The sequence below is a fragment of the uncultured Shimia sp. genome, assembly GCF_947498095.1.
Lineage (GTDB): Bacteria > Pseudomonadota > Alphaproteobacteria > Rhodobacterales > Rhodobacteraceae > Shimia.
The window spans coordinates 407,647-429,625 of record NZ_CANMJE010000003.1 but is presented as its reverse complement, the minus strand read 5'-3'; the positions used below and the strand labels follow the sequence as shown (position 1 = coordinate 429,625).

The window sequence follows — 21,979 nt, the reverse complement described above, 5'->3', positions numbered from 1 at the left end:
GGAGCACACACATATGCGCGCTTTTCTAACTATCGCACCATTGGCCCTCGCAGGCGCAATCGCGGCAGCCCCGGCGTTTGCCGATGGCCACGGCGGCACGCCTTATCTGGCTGGCGAACTCATGGCACCCTGCCAGGAAGCCGACAGTGACGCCCGCAACGGCGAGGTTCCCGAACTGGAGTGTGAGCAATACATGCTCGGCTTTGTCGGGGCCCTAAAAGCAGTCGACGCGAAAGCAACAATGGGCATCTGCGCCCCCGAGGTGAACACGGCGGACGAAGTTCGCTGGGCCTTCATCCGCTGGGTGTACAAAGACTATTCCGCCCGCAGAGCGATGCCTGCGGATGAGGCCGTCTTGGGAACCCTGAAAGATGAGTTCCCTTGCAACTAAACCACGGAAACAAAGCATAGAAAAGGGCGCCTTCTTCGGCGCCCTTTTTTGTCAGCCACTGGCAAAACACCAGTCTAACCTCCAACGTCCTGCGGCGCGATTGAGACCGTCTTAACCACGGCATAGACCTTCAGGCCCGGGGCCAGCCCCATCGCCTCGACCGATCGGCGGGTGACACGGGCCAGCACGCGGCCCGCAGAGGTATCGAGCGACACGATAGCCACCGGACCTTCGCCGCTGCGCACCTGATCGATGCGGCCTTCAAGGATGTTGAGCGCCGAGATGCCGGTGGGCTTTTCAAGGGACAACATCACATCCTGTGCTGCGATCCGAACCCGCAAGGGTGTGCCTAGATCCAGACCGACATGCGGCAGAAAAAGCGGAATGCCACCCGCCTCTAATTCGCTGAGGCTATCATCATGATGCTGCGCGATGCGGGCTTCGATCACAGCACCAACCGAGCGCACGCCGGATGGGGTGAACAATGGGTCACCCAGCACTTCGATGGCTGGCCCCTGTTGAACCACCCTGCCTTCGTCCAGAGCCACAAGGGTGGTCGCCAATCGCGCCACTTCTGTCGGTGAGTGGCTGACATAGAGGATGGGAACACCTGTCTCGTCCCGGAGCCGCTCAAAGTAAGGCAGGATCTCGGCCTTGCGGGCCTCGTCCAGAGCAGCCAACGGTTCGTCGGCAAGGATCAGGCGTGGACTGGCCAGAAGCGCTCGGCCAATGGCAACACGCTGTTTTTCTCCCCCCGACAGGCTGGCCGGTCGGCGGGATAGCAGATCCCCGATCCCCAGCATTTCAACCACGCGGGCCATATCTTCTTGCGGTGCGTCCTTGGGTGCGAACCACTGGCCAAATCGCAGGTTCTGTTTGACCGACAAGTGCGGGAACAGGCGTCCCTCTTGGAACACGTAACCCAGGCGGCGCTTGTGAGGGGGTTGCCAGAGCGCTTGATCCGTGTCGCTCAGGACTTGGCCATTGACCGCAACACGCGCGCGTTCGGCCCGCAAAAGCCCGGCCACGGCATTGATCACCGTTGTCTTTCCCGACCCCGAACGCCCAAACAGCACGGTTAGCCCCGGAGGGGCCTCAAAGGCGACGTTCAGGTCAAAACCCTGCATCGGATGAGAGACATCAACAGACAGCATCAGCCCCCCTCCATCCGCTTGCTGATCCGGCGCGCGAGCAGTTCCGACAGCAACAGCGCAGACATGGCTACAGCGACTGAGATCAAGACCAGCTTCATGGCCGAGTTTTCACCGCCCGGCACTTGCAGAAAGGCGTAGATCGCCGACGGTAGCGTCTGCGTCTGGCCGGGGATGTTCGAGACAAAGGTGATCGTCGCTCCGAACTCGCCCATGGCTTTCGCAAAGGCGAGGATCGCGCCCGCGATCACACCGGGCAGGATCATCGGCAACGTTACGGTCACGAACACCCAAAGACGCGAAGCGCCCAGTGTTGCGGCAGCCTCTTCCAGCTTGGGGTCCACCGCCTCAATAGACAGACGCATGGCGCGCACCATCAAAGGAAACGCCATCACGCCTGCGGCCAGCGCCGCGCCAGTCCAGCGAAAGGCAAAGACAAGCCCCAAGTCCTGAAGAAATCCGCCAACCGGACCGCGCGTGCCAAAGGTCAACAGCAACAAGTATCCAGTCACGACAGGAGGCAGGATCAGCGGCAAATGCACGATCCCATTGAGCAATTGCTTGCCCGGAAAGGTCCAGCGCGCGAGCGCATAGGCCACGAACAGGCCTAGCGGCAATCCACCAAGCGTCGCCCAAAGCGCCACCTTGAGCGAGAGCGCCACCGCTTGCCATTCTTCGGGTCCAAGCCAATCCATCAGCTACTCTCCGAGCGGCAGGAAACCCTGCCGGGTTAGGATAGATTGGCTATTCGGCCGCCGCAAATAGTCCAAAAACTCTGATGCAACGGCGCGATTGCCACCTTGAAGGGCGGCCGCAGCATAAAGGATTGGGCTGTGGGCCGTATCGGGAACCTCGGCAACCACGACAACATCCGGATCGGCGCGCACATCAGAAGCATAGACCACCCCCAATGGCACCTCGCCCGCCGAGACCAAGGCCAAGGCGGCACGCACGTTGTCGGTCTGGGCCACTTTCGGAGCAACCTCGGCCCAATGGCCCAAAGATTCCATGGCCTCTTTACCATAAATTCCGGCCGGAACAGCCGAGACAAGCCCCATCGCCAAAGGGCCGTCGGTGAGGCGTTCTGCCACTGCACCGGGTTTGGAGAGGTCTACGGGCGTCGGGTTGTCCACCGGCGCGATCACCACCAATTGGTTAGCGATCATATCAAACCGTGTCTCATCGTAGAGCAGCCCTTCGGCCTGCAGCAGATCCATCCACCCCGGATTGGCCGAGATAAACACATCCGCCGGGGCGCCCAGCTGAATCTGACGCGCAAGCACCGAAGATCCCGCCAGAGACAGACGCAAGTCGTCCCCTGTGTCTTTGGTGAATTGATCCGCAATCTGGTCCAACGCAGTTTTCAGGCTCGCGGCGGCAAAGACCGTGATCGTGTCGGCGCGGGCAGAAACGGGGCCAGCCAAGACCGCGCACAGAGCAAAAGCCCCGATCATCCCTCTGCCCAAATGGCGGATCATGTCCTGTGCTCCAATCGTTATTCCCTGTTGGATATAACGAAGTTCCGCGGGTCCTGACAACCGTTATTTCCCGCCAGGAATATCGACCAGCATCGATTGCAACCTTGCAATGTTGTCAGCCCCGGCCTCTTGGGCTTTTTCCTCAAGCGCGCGATACTCCGCCAGTACCGCATGGCCATCTTCGGTCAATACGGCTCCGCCTCCGCTGGCGCCGCCGCGCGAGCTTTGCACCAAGGGTGCGCGGAACATGGCATTCATCGTATCGACCAACTGCCACGCGCGTTTATAGCTCATGCCCATGGCCCGACCCGCCGCCGAAATTGAGCCTGTCTCTTCGATATGTTCCAATAGTTCGGCCTTGCCCGGACCCATCCAGTCTTCGGGTCCGAACACAAGGCGCAGACGAAAGCGCGGATTATTGGCGGGTGTGCTCATCGCTTGAACGTGCCGCGATTGGCACGCATACGCAACCCTTGTCCAAGCCGTTCAGACTTACACGGACACCTCGACTTTGGCATTTGGGAAGCTGGCGACAAGGCTTGCTCCAGCTTCTTCATCCAGCAGGCACAGCGTTGTGGACAGACCATCGGCAACAGCCGCCTGATCGGCAGACACCGACACCAGCGCCCGCTGTGTTCCCTGCCCTTGTGGGCTAAGGATATGGCCTGCGGACCCAAGTGGTGTGCCCATAGGCGCCGAGGTCGCCAACGCGCGATCCTGCATCTGCAGACGCTTGACGATCGCGCCGTCGGGTGCTGCGATACCAACCGACCAAACGCCGGTGTTCGATTGGCCCAAAGCAGCAACTTCGCCCATATCCAGCAGCACGTTCTGCAATTGGTGGCGCTTGAGCAGCGCAGCAATGCGGTCCGTGATGTAGCCTTGCGCGATGCCGTTCAGGGTCAAAGCCTGGCCGGGTTTGGACAGTCGGGCTGCAGAGGTGTCGAACTGCACCTCTTGCCAACCGACAAGCTTGCGTGCGGCGTCGAGGTCTTTGCCTGTTTCCCCGCGCGCTGTTGCCATCCAAAGGGTTTGGATGGTTGGATCAAAGGCGCCGTTGCTCGCTGTGTTCAGACGGTCGCTCAGGCTGAGAACTTGCAACAATTCGGGTGCCGGAACGTGCAAAATGCCTTCGCGGTTCAATTGGCTGAGCTGAGACTCGGTTCTGTAGAGCGAAAAGATCCCTTCGAGGCGGGACAATTCGGCCTCGACCGCGTGAAAAATCGGCGCGGCAGCCTCTTGTGAGAGACCAGCAAGTTTCATTGAGACTTTTGCGCCCATCGCATTCCCGCGCCATGTCGCGGTCAGCGGCGTGGCGGCCATCGCAGGCAACGCCGCAGAGGCAGCGGTGATGCTTAGAAAACGGCGACGCGTCAATACGGTCATGAAGGTGTCTCCAGTTTCAAATCAAGGTCGACTGCACCAATGGCAGCATCGTCAGGAATGTCCGTCAGCGGCATGGATGTGCCGCCGTATTGCGCTATGAAGATTTCTGCATCAGCTGTTTGAGCGAAAGGCACGATCTCTGGCGCGCCCATACCCCCGGCCACGGGAGCCCCAACCACAAAGGCGGCGTCATTGGCGTCGATCCAATTGGACTGACCGGGCATTTCCCACGTGGTCGCCTGACCCATGTCGCTGACATAAATCGCCACAACTTCGGCATCACGCTCGGGGCTTTTGAGGTAGGCCACCATGTCGCGCACCTGCGCAAAAAAGATAGGTGCTGGCAGCCCTTCAAGGTGAATTTGCCCTTTGGGGCCGCCGTGATCGGCAATGTTCATCTGGCAGAAATAGCTCAGCGCCTCTTCGGTCAGATCAACGGGTGGTGGCGGAGCCTTGGCAGTGTCTTCTTTGCAGGCGATGAGCCCAAACGCGAGGGCGAGGATCAAAAACGGCCTCATGGTTCTACCCTCCGAAAGGCGCCTCGTGCTGCAGCAAAGCCGATCAATGGCCAGATCAACAGCGACAGGGGCGCGGCCCAAATCGGCAGGGCCTGCGCCGCGCCGGTCATGCCACTGCTAAGGGCGACGCTGTCAGAAGCAGCGATGTTCCAGAGACGAAAGGCGTCGGCCGGATTGGCCACCATGACCCAAGGAAAGACGTGGCGGGTAAAGCTGCCACCGGCGTCCACGACGACGGCCCCTAGAAGGCCGAGATCGTAGAGCACAACAAAAATCAACCAGAGACCAGCGCTCATCCCTGCGGCGGCCGTGGTAGAGCGTGCCAAAGAAGACACGAGGTAGCCAAATGTCAGGAACACGGCCCCCAAGAGGATCGATGTCGCAATCAGGCGGGCCAGCGCGATCAGGCTGTCAGGGCCAGCGCCGCCGGACCATGCGGCCACGGCTCCGGCACAGCCGAACCCGATCAACATGGCAAAAGCCAGTGCCGCGAGGTGGGCGGCGAATTTGCCCAGCAGGATTTCACCCCGTCCTGCCGGATAGGACAGGAGAAGGCCCAGACTGCCCCGGTCGGTCTCACCGGCCACGGCATCAAACGAGATCATCAGAGCCAACAGCGGTGCGAGGTAAACCGACAACGTGGTCATTGAGGCGACCGAGACAGTCAGCATGTCAACGCCCAGAGATCCCGTGGGCGCGCTGCCTGCAAAGGTCAGAGCCAGCGCAAAGAGCACCATGATCAACGTTGCCATTAATAGCCAGCGATTGCGCTGGAGAATGCGCATTTCGGCGCGAGCGACGGCAAAGAAACGGGTCATTGGACGCCCTCCTTTGCGTAGTGGCGATAGAGATCATCCAGACGCGGTGGTGTGATCTCAAGATCAGCCACGGCCTCGCCCAGCGCAGTGATGCGGCGCAACTCGGCCATCTTTTCGTCGGGACCACAGAGGATCTCGACCGAGGCGCCGTTGATCCGGGTGCCGCCGATCTGGCTAGCGATCTCGTCAGCATTCTGAGTGGCTCGCACGCGCAGGCGAGTCTTGAGGCCCGCCTTAGCGCTAAGTCCCTCGAGCGTGTCATTCGCGACGAGGTGGCCCTTGCGCATGATGGCGATGCGGTCGGTGCGGGCCTCAACCTCGGTCAGGGCGTGACTGGCAATCAGGACAGCGCAACCGCCGTCGGCCAATTCATCGATGATGGCATAGAGGTCCTGCCGCGAGATGGGGTCAAGACCACTGGTGGGCTCGTCGAGCAGCGCAACTTGCGGCTTGCCCAGCAACACCTGTGCCAGGCCGAGGCGCTGGCGCATCCCTTTGGAATATGTGCCGATCCGGCGATCAAGGGCATCGCCCAGACCAACACGGTCCAAGAGACCGGGAATGTCCGCCTTTTCGCCGGAAAGGCTGGCAAACAGTTTCATCTGTTCGCGCCCTGTCAAAGCCGGGTGAAAACTGACCGCTTCGGGCAGAAACGCCGTGGCCGAACGCGCCGCACCAGAGCCGGGCTTATGGCCCGCGACCGAGATCGTGCCGCCGTTGCCGGGTGTCAGTCCCAGAACGATTTTGATAAGTGTGGATTTCCCCGCGCCGTTGTGGCCCAGAAGTGCCACGCGCTCGCCCGGGGAAACGGTCAGCGAGACGTCATGCAGAACGCGCGTTTTACCGCGATCCTTACACAGGCCTTCAATGTTGAGGATGTTATCCGTCATGAGGAAGTTTTCCATTCACGTCAGGTTTGACGGGTTTCATTAGGGGGTGAGAGTCGATCACACCTCCGGGCAGAAGCGCCGGAAAGGCAGATTGAGACCAGCGCACCAGTTGCACGGCGGGTGATCCGAGCAACAGTTTGGCGGCGGGCTGAGTCCACAGCACGTGATCCATGCTGTCATTGGGGCGGTATGGGGCATCGGCGATGCCGTCACCGTTCACATCGTAAGCAGCATTGTCGCTGTAATAATTACCGGCGCCGTCTTCGGACCATTCGTACCATTTGGTGGTGACGAGTTTGACCTGAGTGCGATTGGCAATAAAGCTGTTGCCGACGATGCGGTTCTTGTCCGAGCCGGTAAAGTGGATACCGATTGAGCAGCCCTCAAACCAGTTGCCGGAGAAATCGTTCTTGTGACTGTTGTAGAGAAAGGCGCATTTCTCTTTCGCGCCGCGTACATAGTTGTCACGGATGTCAGAGCTGTTGGTGTAGTTGAACGCGATGCCATGTTCGCGGTCATCAATCGAGACGTTGCCGATCACTTCCACATTCTTCGTGAACATGATCGCATAGCCAAGATCGTTGCCTACCGACAGATTTCCCGAGACCGTGCTACCATTGGCGTACATGAAATGCACGGCAAAGCGCAATTCCCGGAAAACGTTGTTTTTAAATACGTTATCGCGACTGGAGTTGACGAAAATGCCATCTCGACCATAGCGAATGTCATTGCCATCAACGATAGCGCCGGGGGCGTTCCAGATGTAAACGCCATTGCCACGATCGTTCATGCGGTGATCGAGCCGACCTTCGATACGGTTGTCTGCCACCAGCGCATCTTTGGCGCCGTGGATATCAATCCCGTAGAGGTTGCCCAGAACCACATTGTTCAGAATTTGCGGCGCATAGGCCGTCTTGGTTAGTTTGATGCCACTGTCGATCGTGTCATGGGACGACCCCGACCCGATGGTGGTCACGCCCTTTACGGTCACGCCGTCGCTGGTGACGGTGATAACGCTGCCAAAACCCTGGGCGTCAATCGTGGCATGTCCCTGGCCATCAAGGGTTACGGGACGGTCCAGCACCACGTTTTCTGTGTAGATGCCGGCACCCAGCCGAAGGATGTCGCCATCCGCCGTCTGGGCCAGTGTTTCAGAAATGGCCCCTGCCCGCACAGGCACATCCCATTCTTCCGCATGGAGAGAGGCGGCAGAGAGGATTAGCAGTAGGGACAGGAACCGTTTCATGAGACTTCCTTAGTTACGCACGAGGCTCAACGAGCATACGACCGCGCATTTCCATGTGCAGTGCGTGGCAGAACCACTGGCAATAGAACCAGTGTACACCCGGACGTTCGGCAACGAAGGTGACCGAAGCGGTCGCCTGCGGCCCAATTTCCATCGCGACGCCATAGTTCGCCATGCAGAAGCCGTGTGTCAGGTCATCAATGTCATCAAGGTTGGTGACATAGACGGTCACCTCATCACCCTGTTTGACAGTGAACTGCTCCAGCGAGAAGCTGGGAGCTTGGCTCGACATCCAGACGCGGACTTTGTTGCCGTCACGAATGACAGTGTCCTGATAGTCATCGATGTCCACGCCATCTGCTTCGGCCTGTGCCCGTGCATCGGCCCAGATTGGGTCGTTACGATCATAGGTTTCCGAAGGGTTCACTTTCGAGCGGTGAACGATGATCGAGTCGTGCGGCTCGGCAAAGGTTGGACCATCGTGGACCACCTTCATCTTGTCGCCCGAAATATCGATCAACTGCTCGTTTTCCGGCTTAAGCGGACCCACGTTCAGGAAGCGGTCTTTCGAGAACTTGTTCATCGAAATCAGCCACTTGCCGTCGGCTTCCGCCGTTTCACCCATCGAAGTCGAGTTGTGACCCGGCTGATACTGCACGTCCACTTTGTCGAGGATTGGATCAACGTCTGCGCCTGCATAAGCCTCAATGGCTTTTGCGATGTCCCACTTCACCACCTGACTGTCGAGGAACAGCGTGGTGTAGGCGTTGCCTTTGTTGTCAAACGCGGTGTGGAGTGGGCCAAGACCCAGCTGAGGCTCTGCCACGATGGCCGAGCGCTCGTCGGCGTTGTCAGAGAACAGTGCGTCGACTTTTTCCACAGAAATCACAGACACGGTCGGCGACAGTTTACCGGCGATCATGATGTGTTTCTTATCCGGAGCCGCGTTCACGCCGTGTGGCGAGTTCGGGATCGGGATGTAGCGGGTGTAGTTTTTGTTCTGACCTTTACGGCCATCAATCACTTTGACACCATTCAGTTCCTGATAGTCACCAGCCGCGATACCCGCTTCGATTTCTTTCAGGTTGAACACAACAACGTGGTCCATCTCGGCTTCGGTCATTTCGGCCAGGTTCATACCCATTTCCGAGTTGTACGAGGTCGAGAAGGCATATTTGCCCTGATAGTCACAGTCGGTGTTATCAAGGTTGCCCGAGACCATCACCTGCCAAGCCACTTTCATCTCGTCGCCATCAATGGCGGTAAAGATGTTCACGTATTGGGAAGGATCGTCGAGGATCTTACCGTCGTTGACCAAAGGTGCTTCGTGCTCACCGTTGGCAAAGACATACCCGGTACGCGGGAACTTCTGCGGACGCAGGCCGTGGATGTCATGTGCGTTGGGGATTTCGATCATCTGGTCGCATTTCATGATGTCGCAGCGCACACGGGCAACCCGAGTGTTGGCTTTGTCATTCATGAACAGGAAGCGACCGTCATAGGTCCCGTCGGTAAAGGACATGTGGGGGTGGTGAAGGTCACCGTTGTCGTAGTTGTCCTTACCGTTTGCTGCCAGCATAGCCTTGGTTTCAGGCAGCAGGTTTTCGGTCATGATTTTCTTGGACTCGTTGGTTTGACCCCAACCCGTTGCCGAGCAGCGGTTAAACACCGGCACACGCATGAGTTCGCGCATGGACGGAACGCCCAGAACACGCATTTCGCCAGCCTGGCCAGAAGACCAGAAGCCATAATACTCGTCCAGTTCACCTGGTTCGAGGGCATAGTCGCCTGATGCTTTCGCGGGGCTTGCACCCAACATGGTCGAGCCAACACCGGCCGTGGCCGCTACGGCCCCGGTCGCTGCCGTGCCCAACACGCCTCTGCGTGTCATGGACAGGCCCTTTTTGATTTCTTCTGTCATGGTTTCCTCCTTTTAAGAAGCCGTTGAAGTTTTAGAGTTCGGGTGGTTTTTCGGCGGAGCTTTGGACGGTATTTTGATGTCCGCCGAGCCGGTTTTTTCCCGCCGCTTAAGCTGGCGGATGATGACCGGACATTTGGTGTCTGACTGGTAGAGAACCTGACAGTGCAGACAGTTCACGCATTCGTTTGGATTAATCTCACCTGTGGGGTGGATCGCCTGAACGGGGCATTCGTTTGCGCAGGTCTGACAGGGGCTGCCGCATTCCTTATAGCGACGCAGCCAGTCGAACATGCGGATACGTGCCGGGATCGCCAGTGCTGCGCCCAATGGGCACAGATAGCGGCAGTAAAAGCGCTCGATAAAGAGACCGGCCAGCAACAGGATCAGAGCAAAGACCACAAAGGGCCATTCGCGCACGAACTTGAGGATGATCGCGGTTTTGAAGGGTTCGATCTCGGCATAGGTTTCCGCCATCGGGATCGACACCATCGACAGGCCAAAGAGCCCAAGAAAGATCATGTATTTCAGTGGCCAGAGGCGTTCATGCAGACCCCAAGGCAAGGTCCACTGCGGTACCTTCAGGGCTTTGGCGGCCTTGTTCAGCAATTCCTGCAATGCCCCAAAGGGACAGAGCCAACCGCAATAGGCGCCACGGCCCCAGAACAAAAGCGCTGCCGCGATGGCAAACCATTGGATAAATACCAAGGGATCCATCAGGAAGGCATCCCAGCTAAACCCTGACCGCAAAGAGCCAGCCAACGCCATCAGGTTCACAACGGAAAGCTGCGCGTTGGTGTGCCAGCCAAGAAAGACCAGCGACACGGATAGAAACCCAACTCGGAACCAAAAGAAGGTGCGAGGGTTGGCAGTGGCATGGAATTGAAAAAAGAACACGCCGGTCAGCACCAGAAGCATCGCCGCCAGGCCGCCGATCTCAACGGTTTTGTCTTTCCAGATACGCTTCCATAGGGCGGATTTGGCCGCCGCTTCACCGGTTGCATCATCCAGCACTGTCACAGGCTGTTGCGGCAACAAGTAGTGTTCGGGCAGTTTGTAGCCGAGGTCCCATGTCAGGAACACGCGATCCAGAGCGCCAACCGCACGTTGCACCAAAAGCTGCAGACGGAAGGGTTGGGCGGGATCAAACTCGCTGTCGACGGGGATTTTGAACAAGTCCAGCTCTACAAACGCAGGGCTGTCCGCGGCATCCACTTCGCGGACTCGCAGTTGCATCTTGTCAAAGAAACGTACCGAGTTGTCGCCTTGGATAAGTTGGATGCGGTCGAAAATGCCACCCCGCACATAGCCAGAGCCTTTGAAGCTATAGGCACCACGACCCAGCACCAGAATAGCGTGTTCGCCGGGTTCCAGCCATTCCACGAGGTTCTTGTATTCCGCATCCCCCAAAAGCGAGCGACCAATAGAGGGCACCGACACCAAGGCCATATGCATATCGATGAAGGTATCTCCCGGCTCTCCCGGCTCGGGCCGCGCGATTGCGCGTTCATCTCCGGTTTCGGCAAAGGCCTGATTGACCTGCCCAACATCCAGCGTCATGCGCCGAATTGAGCCGTCACCTGCCAATTTCTCCCAGCTTTCGACGGTGTCGCGGGCCATGTCCAACTCGCGTTTCGGACCCAACTGCACAGGTGCTAGACCACCAAGTCCAAGCGCCCGCGCGACTTTGATGCCACCGCGCACAAGACTGTCGTCGATCACCATGATCGTAACCGTGGCACCCGAGATGATGTCGAGGTCATGGCCCTCGCCGCCTGTCTCGGCTTCGATCTTGAGATCAAGCCCCGCATAGCTTTCGGTCAGGGCGACCATCTTGGAATTGGGAATACCGATCAAAACAATCGGCTCAGAGTGTTTGACCAGACGAACACCGGTCAAGACAGCGTCGCTGTCAATCGCAGCAACAACGTGGATCGGCTTGCCGGAATATCCGGTCGTGCCGACAAAATCCGAAGTCAGGAAAGCCCAGGCAACGGTCTCGCCACCCTTTAGGACCGGCGCGACCTTAACGTCGTCGCGCACAGGACCAAACGCGTCTGCACCGGGCGCGAGTTCAGAAGGTTCCAGGTCTGTGAGGAAACTGGCGAGACTGTCTGCACGTGTTTCAACCGCGGTAATTGCGGAGAGAATAAACACCACGGCACTCAGCCATGAAAAGATTGCGCGCTTTGCGTTCACAGCGCACCTCCTTGAAAGTTGGTTAACGCTGTGGACGCGCGACATTCGCGCATCGCATTGTGATCTTGGGGCGCGGCTGGAGGGCCACGGCTTTCGGGCCATTTATAGCGCTCGACGCCATCAGACATGAGCTCCGCCCACCGGACAGCCATACCCAAAGACGCATCAGGTAGGTCGAATTCCGGCCCGATGGGCGGGCTCATTGGCGCGGCAAACGCGCAGAACGTACAATCTTCGCAATCGATATGCTCAGAGGCTGGGGGGCGCTCTCCATTGGACAGGTCTATCTGTTTCAGAACAGTCCCGTATTCCGAACAGATCTCGATCCAATCGCCTTGTGATGCGCTGGCAAGGGACGGGGCCAGCATTTGAAACATCAGCGACAGAACGGCCAAAATCCCCGCAAAGCGACGCAACAGTGGTTTGCGCAAAGGCGCATTCCACTTGCTTTGGAAAAGGGATGTCCAATGGACAGGCATACGCGACTCCGAAGTTGCAGTATGCCAATGGGTTTAAATCGGGCTTAGTTGCGGCGACTTGACTATTGTTAAGGGGGTCTTCGAAAACGCGTTACGCGGCGCTTTACGCGGGGTTCCAGCCTTGTGAAACAGGGTTTGCAAGGCTCAAAAGGTCCACGGCGCGGGCGGCAATCTGATCCACCGCCGCCGCGACAGAGGGCGGGTTCAAATAGAACGCAGGCACGGGAGGAAGGATGATTCCCCCCATCTCTGTCACAGCCGTCATGTTGCGCAGATGCGCCAAGGTCAGAGGGGATTCCCGGGCGATCAGGACGACACGTCGCCGCTCTTTCAGCTGAACGCCGGCGGCGCGTGTCAACAGATTGTCGTCCAACCCATGGGCAATGGCCGCAAGGCTGCGCATCGAACAGGGGGCCACGATCATCCCGGCAATTGGGACGGATCCTGAAGCCACGGCAGCACCAATATCGGCGATGTCGTGGACACGGGATGCCTGCGCCGACAACGTGTCATAGGCCGTTTCACCGCATTCTTCGGTCAGCGTCCGCCGGGCCGACGCGCTGACCACCAGATCAACCTCGACCTCAAGCGCGCGCAGATGCCGGGCGGTGGCCAATGACAAGGCGGCCCCGGACGCACCGGACACCCCCAGAACAACACGTTTCTTCATCGACCTAACTCCGGCAAGCAGCGCGCGACAAGGTCCGTGGCAAAGGCCGCATCTTCTGGTGCGGTTTTCATGACATTTCCCCATTCACGCATGGTTTCAGAGCCGATCTTGTTAGTCGCATCAATGCCGATTTTGCCCGCCAGGCCCGCTTCGGGTGCGGCAAAATCCAGATAATCCATGGGGGTGCGATCCAGCACCATGACATCGCGCGCCGGGTCCATGCGGGTTGCCATCGCCCAGGCAATGTCGTCCCAATTACGCGGATCGATGTCATCATCCACCACGACGATCATCTTGGTATAGCTGAACTGCGGCAGCATTCCCCAAAGCCCCATCATCACCCGCCGCGCCTGTCCCGGATAGCGTTTGTCGATTGAGATCACGGCCATGCGGTAGCTGCAAGCTGCAGGCGGCAACCACAGATCGCGAATTTCAGGGATTTGCGCCCGGATCACCGGGAGGCTCAACTGGTTGAACACCTCACCAATGGCCGAGGGTTCATCCGGCGGTCGCCCGGTATAGGTCGACAGATAGATCGGGTCTTTCCGCGTCGTGATCGCTGTGACCCGCATCACCGGAAAGGGTTCCACCGAATTGTAATAGCCCGTGTGATCTCCAAAGGGTCCTTCGGGGGCCACGTCATCAGGATAAACCCAGCCTTCAACGACAATCTCGGCATTGGCAGGCACCATCATCGGGACGGTTCTTGCCGGTGTCATGCGTGGGCGGCGACCTGCCAGTGCACCGGCAAAGGTGATCTCGGACACGGTTTCCGGCAGGGGAAGCGCTGCGGACAGCAAGGTCGCAGGATCCGCGCCCAACGCAATCGCAACCGGCATGGGCTCTCCTGACTTGTGCCAAGAGCGCATATGGGCCGCCCCACCGCGATGTTCGAGCCAGCGCATGATCAGCCGATCCCGCTCGATCACCTGCGCCCGATAGACACCGGCGTTATAGCGATGCATGTCAGCCGCATCCGTTCCGAACGGGCGCGTCAGAACCACAGGCCACGTGATCAAAGGTCCGGCATCTCCCGGCCAGTGAGTCTGCACCGGGATACGCGCCAGATCAACGTCGTCGTCTTCAAGACAGACGGACTGTACGTCGGCGCGTTTGATGACCTTGGGACGAGTTGCCAGTGCGGCTTTCAACATCGGCCAGCACGAGAGGGCGTCACGCGCATTTTCCGGTGGCTGCGGCGCGCGCAAAGCCGCCAGGAACGCCCCGAGATCATCCAGTTTTTCGAGTGTAACACCCAGTCCCGCGCAGACGCGCTCTGGTGTGCCAAACAGGTTGGAAACAACCGGCATTTTCAGCCGTCTTCCAGCTCCATCAATCGGCTGTGTGAACCGTAAAACTGGCCCACCCTGTTCCAGGACCTTGCGATGCACGGCTGTCATCGCATGAGCCAGTGGGACGGGCTCGGAAATCGTGGCCAGGTTGCCCTGCCCTTCGCACCACGCGAGAAAGTCCCGCAAATCGGCGAATTCTGGAAGGTCGCGCATGGCTGCCTCATTATTTTGGCTTCCGCCCGGCTCTAACACCCAATTGCCGAGGCCCGCTTGACCAAGGTCAAGTTGAGAAATCAGCAAGCACCTTAGAAGACATCATGGACCGCGCCTCATAACCTCACGAGTCCCGATTGGAACACGACACCCCCCAAGCTATTCCGCGCTTTCCGTCCGCCCTGGCGCGCACGTTGCGCTATCTGCCGCTGATGCCTGTGTCTGTGGCGCTCACGCGGCTCACACAAAGCATGGCCAAGCGCCATGAGGCCATGTTCCGCCGCCTTGGCGCACATGCGGATGCAACCTTTCTACTGAACCCAACAGACCTCCCGGTCACGCTCTGTCTTGAGCCCCGCTCGGGTCGACCGAAAGTGACATTGTATCGGACCCCACCGATAGCAGATGCCCGGATTGCCGGGCCACTCGCAGCGCTGATCGGCCTTGTGCACGGAGCCTATGACGGCGACGCGTTGTTCTTTTCACGTGATCTGGTGATCGAAGGCGACACCGCCGCAGCCCTTGCCTTGCGTAATGCGGTGGATGATGCCGAACTGGATATGGCCGCTGAGATCGAGGCCTTTTCCGGCCCCTTTGCCCGCCCGCTACACAAGCTGATCGACATCGCCGAACGCCGAACAGGCGTTGCCCTGACCCGCCACGAGGAGGACCTGTTGTGGTAATGGAAATTGTCTGCCCGGCAGGCACACCGGCCGCCTTGCGGGCCGCGGTCAAAGCCGGGGCGCACACGATCTATTGTGGCTTTGCCGATGAAACCAATGCGCGCAACTTTCCGGGGCTGAATTTCTCCCGTGACGAAATGGTCGAAGGCGTAGCCTTTGCCCACCAACACGGCAGCAAGGTCTTGGTGGCGATCAACACCTTTCCACGTGCCGGTAGCGAAGATTTATGGCACGCTGCCGTGCGCGACGCCAAGATCGCAGGGGCCGATGCGGTGATCCTCGCCGACCCGGGCCTTTTGGCCTATGCCGCCGAGCATCACAGCGATCTGCGCCGCCACTTGTCCGTTCAGGCCGCCGCGGCCAATGCCGACATCATCAACTTTTATGGGGCCGAGTTTGGCGTGAAACGGGTGGTGCTACCTCGGGTCCTGTCGGTGCCAGAGATTGCCGCAATCAACAATGAGACCGATATCGAGACCGAAGTCTTTGTCTTTGGCGGGCTTTGCGTGATGGCCGAAGGGCGCTGTTCTCTGTCGTCCTATGCCACCGGTCTGTCTCCCAACATGAATGGCGTATGTTCTCCGGCCAGCCATGTCGAATATGTCGAAGATCACGGTGCCTTGTCGGCCAAACTGGGCGGCTACACGATCCATTCCGTTGGTGCAGGCGAACCCGCCCCCTACCCCACCCTGTGCAAGGGCTGTTTCAGCGCCGGGGAAAAAACCGCTCACTTGTTCGAAGACCCGGTGAGCCTGAATGCTGAGCACCTGATCCCCCAACTGGCCAAAGCTGGCGTGACCGCGCTGAAGATCGAGGGCCGCCAGCGGTCGCGGTCTTACGTGGCGCAGGTCGTCAAAAACTTCCGCGCCGCGGTTGAAGCCGTAGATCAAGGTCGCGCTCTGCCCGAAGGCATGCTCGCGCGTCTCTCCGAAGGGCAAGCCGTGACCAGCGGCGCCTATAAAAAGACGTGGAGGTAGGTCATGGAACTCACAGTTGGACCCAATCAGTTTTTCTGGAAAGCCGAAGACTGGAGCACGCTTTATGACGATTTGGCCCAAGCGCCGGTAAATCGCGTGGTGCTGGGAGAATTGGTGTGCTCAAAACGCCTGCCGTTTTATCAGGACGCCATCCTTCCTGCCGTCGAAACCCTTGTAAACGCTGGCAAAGAGGTCGCGCTAACCTCGCTGGCTCTGGTCACACTCAAGCGCGAAAGCAAGATGACCCATGATCTGGCCGAAGCTGGCGTGGAGGTGGAAATCAACGACCTAACGGTGCTTGCGCATCTGCCGAAAGGCATGAGCTTTTCGGTTGGCCCATTGGTCAATGTCTATAACGAAGGCACGCTGCGATGGCTGGTGTCTCGGGGTGCGACGCGCATCTGCCTGCCCCCTGAATTGCCACTGGCCTCGGTCGAAACACTGGCAAAAGCCGGCCAAGAAGCGGGTGTCGCGATCGAGGTCTGGGGCCACGGTCGCATTCCATTGGCGATCTCGGGGCGGTGCTATCACGCGCGGCTTCATGGCCGCATAAAGGACAATTGCCAGTTTGCCTGCGAGGATGATCCCGACGGCCTTGAAGTCGCAACATCAGACGGCGAACCGTTTTTGTCTATGAACGGGGTACAGACGTTGTCAGACAGCTGTGCCAGCATGGCCTATCACATCGATGCCCTGTCACAGGCCGGAGTTTCGGCCTTGCGGCTTTCTCCGCAATCAAAGGGGTTTGTTCAGACGTGCGCGCTCTACCGGCAAGCCATTGAGGGCGAGATTGACGCCGATCATCTCTCGGATGAATTGGTCAGTGTCTCGGGCGGCATGCGTCTGTCGGACGGACTTCTGACCGGCGCGCGTGGTGCGGATTGGTCCGGCAAAGCCGCGTAAAACAGGAGACACAACATGAAAATTGGGATTGTCAGCGCCGAGGGGCGCGGAGAAACCGACCGGCTGATTAGTGAAACCGCGATGTCGCTGGTTGCGCAGGGCGCCCAGCTCTCCGGCATCGTGAAGGTGCTGGATGAGGTCCAGCCCGAAGGCAGCCATCATTGCGACATGAGCGTGCGGGTTCTGCCCGGGGAAGAGACCATCAAGATCACCCAGTCGCTGGGAGATGGCTCAGAAGGATGCCGCCTGAACCCTGAGGCCATTGTTGAGGCTGTCGCAGCGGTTGAACGGTCTGCAAAGAGCAAAACCGACTTGTTTGTCTTGAACAAATTCGGGCCGCAAGAGGCCGAGGGACGCGGGTTTCGCGACGCGATAGCCGCCGCACTTGAACAGGGCATTCCCGTATTGGTTGGCGTCACGCAGGGAACACGCGCGGCCTTTAACAGTTTTACCGCGGAGCTGGGTCAAGCCCTCGCACCCGACAACAAGGCGATCGAAACTTGGTGCCAGGAGGCGATGAGCAAGGCCTGAAAAGAACACCTTTCTTGAGGCAGATACACGGTCTGCCAATGAAGGGGTTCCAAAGGTCGATCCGTTACCAAACGACCGTAAATATTCAATTTTTTGCAATCATACCTTTGATGAAAGGACATGGACCCTCGGTAAAGTCTGGGCTAGAGAAGGCTATCGGACCATCAAACCCGGTGTCTGTGGGGATCGCAGTCGGGGATGGTTTTTTTGGGGGGCTGCCGAGTGCCACATGAGATTCATAAAGCGATTGCACGCAACTCGTTGTTGATGCGCTCTTTGCCGGAGCAGCATGTTGACCTCTTGGTCACTAAGGCGATCTGGCGCCACTATGATCGTGGTGAAACCCTGTTTTTGCAGGACGAAGAAGCCACCGCGATTCACATCGTTCTGGACGGTTGGGTCAAGCTTTATCGCATGACCCCTAGCGGCAGCGAAGCGGTGGTGAGTGTCTTTACCCGCGGCGAGAGTTTTGGAGAGGCGGTCGCTTTGCGGAACATGCCCTATCCGGTCTCCGGGGAAAGCGCGACGCCCAGCGAAGTGATGCATATCCCCTCCTCCGTATTGATCGACCTGATCAAACGCGACGCCGAGGTTGGCCTGTCGATCCTGTCTTCGACCTTTAACCACCTACACTCGCTTGTCGCGCAGCTGGAACAGCTAAAGGCGCAAACCGGCGCGCAGCGTGTGGCCGAATTCTTACTGGATCTCAGCCGAGGCGAAACCGGGGGCTGCACCGTAACGATGCCCTATGACAAAGTTCTCATCGCCGGAAAACTGGGGATGAAACCTGAAAGCCTGAGCCGAGCCTTTTCACGGTTGAAGCAGGTCGGTGTTACGATTGAGAAGAACCACGCATTGATAAAAGATATCAATGTCTTGCGCGCCTATGTCGAAGACGAAGCCTGAGGCCCATATGACCAACAAACTGACCCTGACCCTCGCGGCAATCGATGCCGCCAATGCTCTTGATCCGCGTTTGGACGAAGGCCAACCTGAAGCGCTGCTTTATGGCCAACGTATGGGCGCGGAATGTGACCGTCTGTTTCCTGAGGCCGATCCACTTTTGCAAATCGCGTCGCGGGGCCAACACATCGAGCGCTGGGTGCTGAAACGTGCCGATTATCCAGAAGGGCGCACCGGGTATCTGACGTGGCGCCGCGATCTGGCAGACCACCATGCCGGACGGGTAGGTGAGCTTATGACCGAACAGGGATATGGCACAGACGATGTGGATCAGGTTGCTCGCATGTTGCGCAAGCAAGGCATCAAACGCGATGATCTGGTGCAAGCGCTTGAAGACGTGATCTGCATGACCTTTGTAAAATGGTATTTTGCGCCTTTTGCCGCCAAACACAGCCCTGAAAAGGTTTTGCGTATTGTCGAGAAAACCGCACGCAAGATGTCTGCATCTGCCCGTGCGCGCGTGTTGCAAGAGTTTGATTTGCCTGCCGAATTGGCCGCCGTCTTTACAGACTAGTGCCGCCAATCAGGTACAAACCCAGCAATAAGACACAGTAAAGCGTTAGGACGAGGTTGAACCCGCGGCGCAAAGACGGCGCTTCTGACAACCCAAGGTAACGGGTGAGGATCGTGCGCGACTTGAGCAGTGCCAACACGAGGATCGCGGCCCCCGCGATACGTCGGTCCATACCCTGAGCCACCAACATGGCGACGACAGCCGACCCGGCGCTGAGCGCAATAAGCCAGATCCAGGCTTTGGTCAGGGCGTCATACGGCATCACATCACCCCAATAGATAAACAACTGGGAACAACAGCACCCACACAAGGTCGACCATGTGCCAGAACTGCGCGCCGGTTTCGATATTGCGCGGCTCATCCTTCCACGCGACGAGCATCAGGATCACAATCCCTGCCACGACATGCGCAGCATGGAACCCGGTGAGCAGGTAGTAAAAGGTGAAAAAAGCGTTTGTTTCCGGGCCTATGCCCTGTGCCGCCTTATCCGCGTACTCCATGCCCTTGATGACCAGAAAGACCGCGCCAAGTGCGGCAGCCGCGATCAGGGCGACACGCGCTTTGAAACGGTCCGCTGTTTCGCGCCAATGTAACGCACGGGCGGCGAGAAAACCGCTGGTGACCAATACGATGGTGTTCAGCGCAGCGCCTGTGCGGTGCAAATAGTCCTGAGACTCGGCAAACATGGTCGGATCGGTCAGACGCACGCTCAAGAACACGGCAAGGCCGGCCCCGAACACCAAGAGTTCGCTGACGATGAGAACCCACATCATCAACTCGCCGGGAACTTCATCCAGCAAGGAAGGCTGTGTGCTCATCCCGTGACCAACTGCCTATAGATTTGCGGAAGTGCGTAGATCAGCTTGTCCGGGTCGGCCACGATGGAAAAGGCCCCCTGCCCAAACATGCGGGCAAACCATGACTTTCCGTCACGATCCACGGTGACGCCGTAGACCGAATGCCCGGCTCGGCGCGCCTCGCGCACGGCCATTGCAGTGTCTTCGATGCCGTGACGACCTTCGTAGTGGTCCAGATCGTTGGGTTTGCCATCCGTGATCACCAAAAGCAGGCGACGTTTACGTGTCTGCTCGGACAAGTCGGCAGACACATGGCGGATCGCAGCACCCAACCGGGTGTAGAACCCGGGGCGCAACGAGCCGATTTTCTGCTCAACCAGATGGCTCATCGGCTCATCAAAGCCTTTGCATTTCTGGATATAGACCCGGTCGCGCTTGAGTGAGCTGAAAGCATGAATGGCGAAATCATCGCCACAGGCATTCAGCCCCCATGCCAAGGCATCCAAGGCTTCGCGTTCAATATCGATTACGGCGCGTCCGCAGACCGCACTTTCCGTAGATCGGCTGACATCCAACAGGATTGACACCGCCAGATCACGGGCCTCTGGGCGGGATTGAAGCCAGACACGGTCTGAGCCTTCGCCGTCGGCAATCCGATCAACCTGCGAGCGCACCGCGGCGTCCATGTCCAAGGCGTCGCCATCCAAATGGCCACGCGTTGTGATACGGCCCGGACGCAGTGCCTCGAACTGGCGTTTCACCGCGCGAATTCGGCGTGCTGCCGCAGGGTCCTGCGCATAGGCCATGTTTTCTTCGAGTGCTTCGGCATCGCTGGTCAGCACACACACATGGTCTTGCAGGTATTGACCCGAACGCACATCCCATTCGGGATACATGACTTTACCTGACAGGCGTTCGCGGTCGACGTCTTCGGGTGCGAGGTCAAGGTGCAGCTTTAGTTTGGTTGGCGGAGCTTTGGAGATTTGTCCCAAGCCAATCTCGTCCTGATCGTCAGCGGCTTTCTTTGCATTGTCCGGATCATCATCGTCCACGCGGCGGTTCAGGTTCAGGAACTCAGCCCAGCTGAGAATGGCCTCAAACTTATGCAGGATGAAACTGTCTGTCCGCTCTGCCTGATCCGACTTGCGGCGGCGAGCACGGTGAGTTTTTTCGTTGGTGTCGCCTTCTTCCGGCGTGCCTTCGGTTTCACGGTTCTCGACCTCGTGGCCTTCGGAGAACTGTACCGGACGCAACTCGGGCCAAAGTGGCACGGGTCGATAGGTCTGATAACTGCGTGGCGCATCCAGATCACCCATCTCACCGGACTGCATCGCGTCCCAATAAGGCTTGGCAAATCCGGGCAGGTCTTCGCCCAAGAGATGGCGAATAATGGCCTCAACAGCTGCCTCGTCCTCGGGCAGGTCCAATTCAGCACGATAGTGCAGGATACCCTGACAAAGAGCGGCATAAAGCTCGCCCAAGCCTGGCGCGTCTTCCAACGTGGCCTGAACCATGCGATGCGAAGCGGCCAGGGCCCGCAGGTCTGCGTGCAAGGCGTCGTCTTCGTCAATCCGGTCGGGAGCGTGAGCGGCCGAGGCGGCCAGCCAAACATACATCGCGCCATTGGCTTCGCGGCTTGGCAACACGGCCAGTCGCGATGGCAGGCGCAGAATTTCACCGTCAAAGCTGGTGCGCGGCATCGCCTCGACCTCGGTCGCAAGGCGGCGGCGCCAGCTTAGGCGGTGATGGGAAACTTCGTCGGAGACGGGGCGCAATTCCACGCTGGAACTGCCCCCCAATCCCCGGAAAAGAACTGCCAGTCGCCCGCCAACCTCAGTAAGGTCGACTCCGGCCTCATCATGCGCTTGTGGCGCATCAAGACGACTGGCAAAATTGTGCCACAGTTTCCCGACCGTTTCTTCGGGTTCCCATGGCTCAAACTCGATCCTAGCCATTACCGGC

The 21,979-nt window shown here is 58.7% G+C and carries 24 protein-coding genes; 7 read left to right on the top strand and 17 right to left on the bottom strand.

The features are described from left to right. Positions 1–13 precede the first annotated feature (13 nt). Complete coding sequence (locus Q0932_RS08260; RefSeq protein ID WP_299351262.1) at positions 14–391, top strand: Rap1a/Tai family immunity protein; 378 nt, start codon at positions 14–16, stop codon at positions 389–391. Positions 392–465: 74 nt separating this feature from the next. Here the strand turns inward: Q0932_RS08260 and modC are convergent, their stop codons facing one another. From modC to Q0932_RS08190, 14 genes are all read right to left on the bottom strand, one after another. After that, positions 466–1,545, bottom strand: a complete 1,080-nt coding sequence (gene modC, locus Q0932_RS08255) for a molybdenum ABC transporter ATP-binding protein (RefSeq protein WP_299351260.1) — start codon at positions 1,543–1,545, stop codon at positions 466–468. After that, the gene (gene modB, locus Q0932_RS08250) at positions 1,545–2,237 is read right to left on the bottom strand and encodes a molybdate ABC transporter permease subunit (RefSeq protein WP_299351258.1); all 693 of its coding nucleotides are present in this window, start codon (positions 2,235–2,237) and stop codon (positions 1,545–1,547) included. The genes modC and modB overlap by 1 nt, the downstream gene beginning before the upstream one ends. Positions 2,238–2,240: 3 nt before the next feature. Further along, the gene (modA, locus tag Q0932_RS08245) at positions 2,241–3,020 is read right to left on the bottom strand and encodes a molybdate ABC transporter substrate-binding protein (RefSeq protein WP_299351256.1); all 780 of its coding nucleotides are present in this window, start codon (positions 3,018–3,020) and stop codon (positions 2,241–2,243) included. Positions 3,021–3,083: 63 nt separating this feature from the next. Further along, positions 3,084–3,455, bottom strand: a complete 372-nt coding sequence (locus tag Q0932_RS08240) for a winged helix-turn-helix domain-containing protein (RefSeq protein ID WP_299351254.1) — start codon at positions 3,453–3,455, stop codon at positions 3,084–3,086. Between the two features lie 57 nt (positions 3,456–3,512). Then, positions 3,513–4,406, bottom strand: a complete 894-nt coding sequence (locus Q0932_RS08235) for an FAD:protein FMN transferase (RefSeq protein ID WP_299351252.1) — start codon at positions 4,404–4,406, stop codon at positions 3,513–3,515. Next, complete coding sequence (locus Q0932_RS08230) at positions 4,403–4,924, bottom strand: nitrous oxide reductase accessory protein NosL (RefSeq protein ID WP_299351250.1); 522 nt, start codon at positions 4,922–4,924, stop codon at positions 4,403–4,405. Before Q0932_RS08230 ends, Q0932_RS08235 begins: the two co-directional genes overlap by 4 nt. After that, positions 4,921–5,742, bottom strand: coding sequence for an ABC transporter permease subunit (locus Q0932_RS08225; RefSeq protein ID WP_299351248.1), 822 nt, complete (start codon positions 5,740–5,742; stop codon positions 4,921–4,923). Before Q0932_RS08225 ends, Q0932_RS08230 begins: the two co-directional genes overlap by 4 nt. Beyond that, positions 5,739–6,632 (bottom strand): ABC transporter ATP-binding protein, encoded by an 894-nt coding sequence (locus tag Q0932_RS08220; protein ID WP_299351246.1) that lies wholly within the window; start codon positions 6,630–6,632, stop codon positions 5,739–5,741. Before Q0932_RS08220 ends, Q0932_RS08225 begins: the two co-directional genes overlap by 4 nt. Beyond that, positions 6,622–7,878, bottom strand: a complete 1,257-nt coding sequence (locus Q0932_RS08215; protein ID WP_299351244.1) for a nitrous oxide reductase family maturation protein NosD — start codon at positions 7,876–7,878, stop codon at positions 6,622–6,624. The genes Q0932_RS08220 and Q0932_RS08215 overlap by 11 nt, the downstream gene beginning before the upstream one ends. Before the next feature lie 13 nt (positions 7,879–7,891). Continuing rightward, a complete protein-coding gene (gene nosZ, locus Q0932_RS08210) occupies positions 7,892–9,799 on the bottom strand; it encodes a TAT-dependent nitrous-oxide reductase (RefSeq protein WP_299351242.1) in 1,908 nt (635 codons plus the stop codon). Positions 9,800–9,811: 12 nt separating this feature from the next. After that, positions 9,812–11,995 (bottom strand): NosR/NirI family protein, encoded by a 2,184-nt coding sequence (locus Q0932_RS08205; RefSeq protein WP_299351240.1) that lies wholly within the window; start codon positions 11,993–11,995, stop codon positions 9,812–9,814. Continuing rightward, positions 11,992–12,474: a DUF2946 family protein gene (locus Q0932_RS08200; RefSeq protein WP_299351238.1), complete on the bottom strand. Its 483-nt coding sequence runs from the start codon at positions 12,472–12,474 to the stop codon at positions 11,992–11,994. The genes Q0932_RS08205 and Q0932_RS08200 overlap by 4 nt, the downstream gene beginning before the upstream one ends. Before the next feature lie 103 nt (positions 12,475–12,577). Beyond that, complete coding sequence (locus Q0932_RS08195; protein ID WP_299351236.1) at positions 12,578–13,144, bottom strand: UbiX family flavin prenyltransferase; 567 nt, start codon at positions 13,142–13,144, stop codon at positions 12,578–12,580. After that, the gene (locus Q0932_RS08190) at positions 13,141–14,649 is read right to left on the bottom strand and encodes a UbiD family decarboxylase (RefSeq protein ID WP_299351234.1); all 1,509 of its coding nucleotides are present in this window, start codon (positions 14,647–14,649) and stop codon (positions 13,141–13,143) included. Before Q0932_RS08190 ends, Q0932_RS08195 begins: the two co-directional genes overlap by 4 nt. 137 nt (positions 14,650–14,786) lie before the next feature. On the opposite strand from Q0932_RS08190, the gene Q0932_RS08185 reads away from it, so the two are divergent. The 6 genes from Q0932_RS08185 to Q0932_RS08160 all read left to right on the top strand — a co-directional run bounded on the left by Q0932_RS08185 (position 14,787) and on the right by Q0932_RS08160 (position 19,220). Beyond that, on the top strand, positions 14,787–15,332 hold the full coding sequence (locus Q0932_RS08185; RefSeq protein WP_299351232.1) for an SCP2 sterol-binding domain-containing protein: 546 nt from the start codon (positions 14,787–14,789) through the stop codon (positions 15,330–15,332). Beyond that, a complete protein-coding gene (locus Q0932_RS08180; protein ID WP_299351460.1) occupies positions 15,332–16,309 on the top strand; it encodes a peptidase U32 family protein in 978 nt (325 codons plus the stop codon). The genes Q0932_RS08185 and Q0932_RS08180 overlap by 1 nt, the downstream gene beginning before the upstream one ends. Before the next feature lie 3 nt (positions 16,310–16,312). Further along, the gene (locus Q0932_RS08175; protein WP_299351230.1) at positions 16,313–17,212 is read left to right on the top strand and encodes a U32 family peptidase; all 900 of its coding nucleotides are present in this window, start codon (positions 16,313–16,315) and stop codon (positions 17,210–17,212) included. Positions 17,213–17,227: 15 nt separating this feature from the next. Next, positions 17,228–17,743: a DUF2478 domain-containing protein gene (locus tag Q0932_RS08170; protein WP_299351229.1), complete on the top strand. Its 516-nt coding sequence runs from the start codon at positions 17,228–17,230 to the stop codon at positions 17,741–17,743. 222 nt (positions 17,744–17,965) lie between these two features. After that, entirely contained in the window at positions 17,966–18,649 is a 684-nt protein-coding gene (locus Q0932_RS08165; RefSeq protein WP_299351228.1) for a Crp/Fnr family transcriptional regulator, read from the top strand. A gap of 7 nt (positions 18,650–18,656) precedes the next feature. Beyond that, positions 18,657–19,220, top strand: a complete 564-nt coding sequence (locus Q0932_RS08160; RefSeq protein ID WP_299351226.1) for a DUF4202 domain-containing protein — start codon at positions 18,657–18,659, stop codon at positions 19,218–19,220. Here Q0932_RS08160 and Q0932_RS08155 read toward each other — a convergent pair. Genes Q0932_RS08155 through Q0932_RS08145 form a run of 3 tightly spaced genes read right to left on the bottom strand, consistent with a single transcriptional unit; the run spans position 19,210 to position 21,972 of the window. Beyond that, positions 19,210–19,482, bottom strand: coding sequence for a cytochrome C oxidase subunit IV family protein (locus Q0932_RS08155; protein ID WP_299351224.1), 273 nt, complete (start codon positions 19,480–19,482; stop codon positions 19,210–19,212). The genes Q0932_RS08160 and Q0932_RS08155 overlap by 11 nt on opposite strands. 4 nt (positions 19,483–19,486) lie before the next feature. Then, entirely contained in the window at positions 19,487–20,038 is a 552-nt protein-coding gene (locus tag Q0932_RS08150; RefSeq protein ID WP_299351222.1) for a cytochrome c oxidase subunit 3, read from the bottom strand. After that, positions 20,035–21,972 (bottom strand): VWA domain-containing protein, encoded by a 1,938-nt coding sequence (locus Q0932_RS08145; protein ID WP_299351220.1) that lies wholly within the window; start codon positions 21,970–21,972, stop codon positions 20,035–20,037. Before Q0932_RS08145 ends, Q0932_RS08150 begins: the two co-directional genes overlap by 4 nt. Between the last annotated feature and the right edge of the window lie 7 nt (positions 21,973–21,979).

Bases quoted from the DNA above. Each gene is read 5' to 3' on its own strand.
- Q0932_RS08260 (WP_299351262.1), top strand. From the start codon at position 14: ATGCGCGCTTTTCTAACTATCGCACCATTGGCCCTCGCAGGCGCAATC.
- modC (WP_299351260.1), bottom strand. From the start codon at position 1,545: ATGCTGTCTGTTGATGTCTCTCATCCGATGCAGGGTTTTGACCTGAAC.
- modB (WP_299351258.1), bottom strand. From the start codon at position 2,237: ATGGATTGGCTTGGACCCGAAGAATGGCAAGCGGTGGCGCTCTCGCTC.
- modA (WP_299351256.1), bottom strand. From the start codon at position 3,020: ATGATCCGCCATTTGGGCAGAGGGATGATCGGGGCTTTTGCTCTGTGC.
- Q0932_RS08240 (WP_299351254.1), bottom strand. From the start codon at position 3,455: ATGAGCACACCCGCCAATAATCCGCGCTTTCGTCTGCGCCTTGTGTTC.
- Q0932_RS08235 (WP_299351252.1), bottom strand. From the start codon at position 4,406: ATGACCGTATTGACGCGTCGCCGTTTTCTAAGCATCACCGCTGCCTCT.
- Q0932_RS08230 (WP_299351250.1), bottom strand. From the start codon at position 4,924: ATGAGGCCGTTTTTGATCCTCGCCCTCGCGTTTGGGCTCATCGCCTGC.
- Q0932_RS08225 (WP_299351248.1), bottom strand. From the start codon at position 5,742: ATGACCCGTTTCTTTGCCGTCGCTCGCGCCGAAATGCGCATTCTCCAG.
- Q0932_RS08220 (WP_299351246.1), bottom strand. From the start codon at position 6,632: ATGACGGATAACATCCTCAACATTGAAGGCCTGTGTAAGGATCGCGGT.
- Q0932_RS08215 (WP_299351244.1), bottom strand. From the start codon at position 7,878: ATGAAACGGTTCCTGTCCCTACTGCTAATCCTCTCTGCCGCCTCTCTC.
- nosZ (WP_299351242.1), bottom strand. From the start codon at position 9,799: ATGACAGAAGAAATCAAAAAGGGCCTGTCCATGACACGCAGAGGCGTG.
- Q0932_RS08200 (WP_299351238.1), bottom strand. From the start codon at position 12,474: ATGCCTGTCCATTGGACATCCCTTTTCCAAAGCAAGTGGAATGCGCCT.
- Q0932_RS08195 (WP_299351236.1), bottom strand. From the start codon at position 13,144: ATGAAGAAACGTGTTGTTCTGGGGGTGTCCGGTGCGTCCGGGGCCGCC.
- Q0932_RS08190 (WP_299351234.1), bottom strand. From the start codon at position 14,649: ATGCGCGACCTTCCAGAATTCGCCGATTTGCGGGACTTTCTCGCGTGG.
- Q0932_RS08180 (WP_299351460.1), top strand. From the start codon at position 15,332: ATGGAAATTGTCTGCCCGGCAGGCACACCGGCCGCCTTGCGGGCCGCG.
- Q0932_RS08175 (WP_299351230.1), top strand. From the start codon at position 16,313: ATGGAACTCACAGTTGGACCCAATCAGTTTTTCTGGAAAGCCGAAGAC.
- Q0932_RS08170 (WP_299351229.1), top strand. From the start codon at position 17,228: ATGAAAATTGGGATTGTCAGCGCCGAGGGGCGCGGAGAAACCGACCGG.
- Q0932_RS08160 (WP_299351226.1), top strand. From the start codon at position 18,657: ATGACCAACAAACTGACCCTGACCCTCGCGGCAATCGATGCCGCCAAT.
- Q0932_RS08155 (WP_299351224.1), bottom strand. From the start codon at position 19,482: ATGCCGTATGACGCCCTGACCAAAGCCTGGATCTGGCTTATTGCGCTC.
- Q0932_RS08150 (WP_299351222.1), bottom strand. From the start codon at position 20,038: ATGAGCACACAGCCTTCCTTGCTGGATGAAGTTCCCGGCGAGTTGATG.
- Q0932_RS08145 (WP_299351220.1), bottom strand. From the start codon at position 21,972: ATGGCTAGGATCGAGTTTGAGCCATGGGAACCCGAAGAAACGGTCGGG.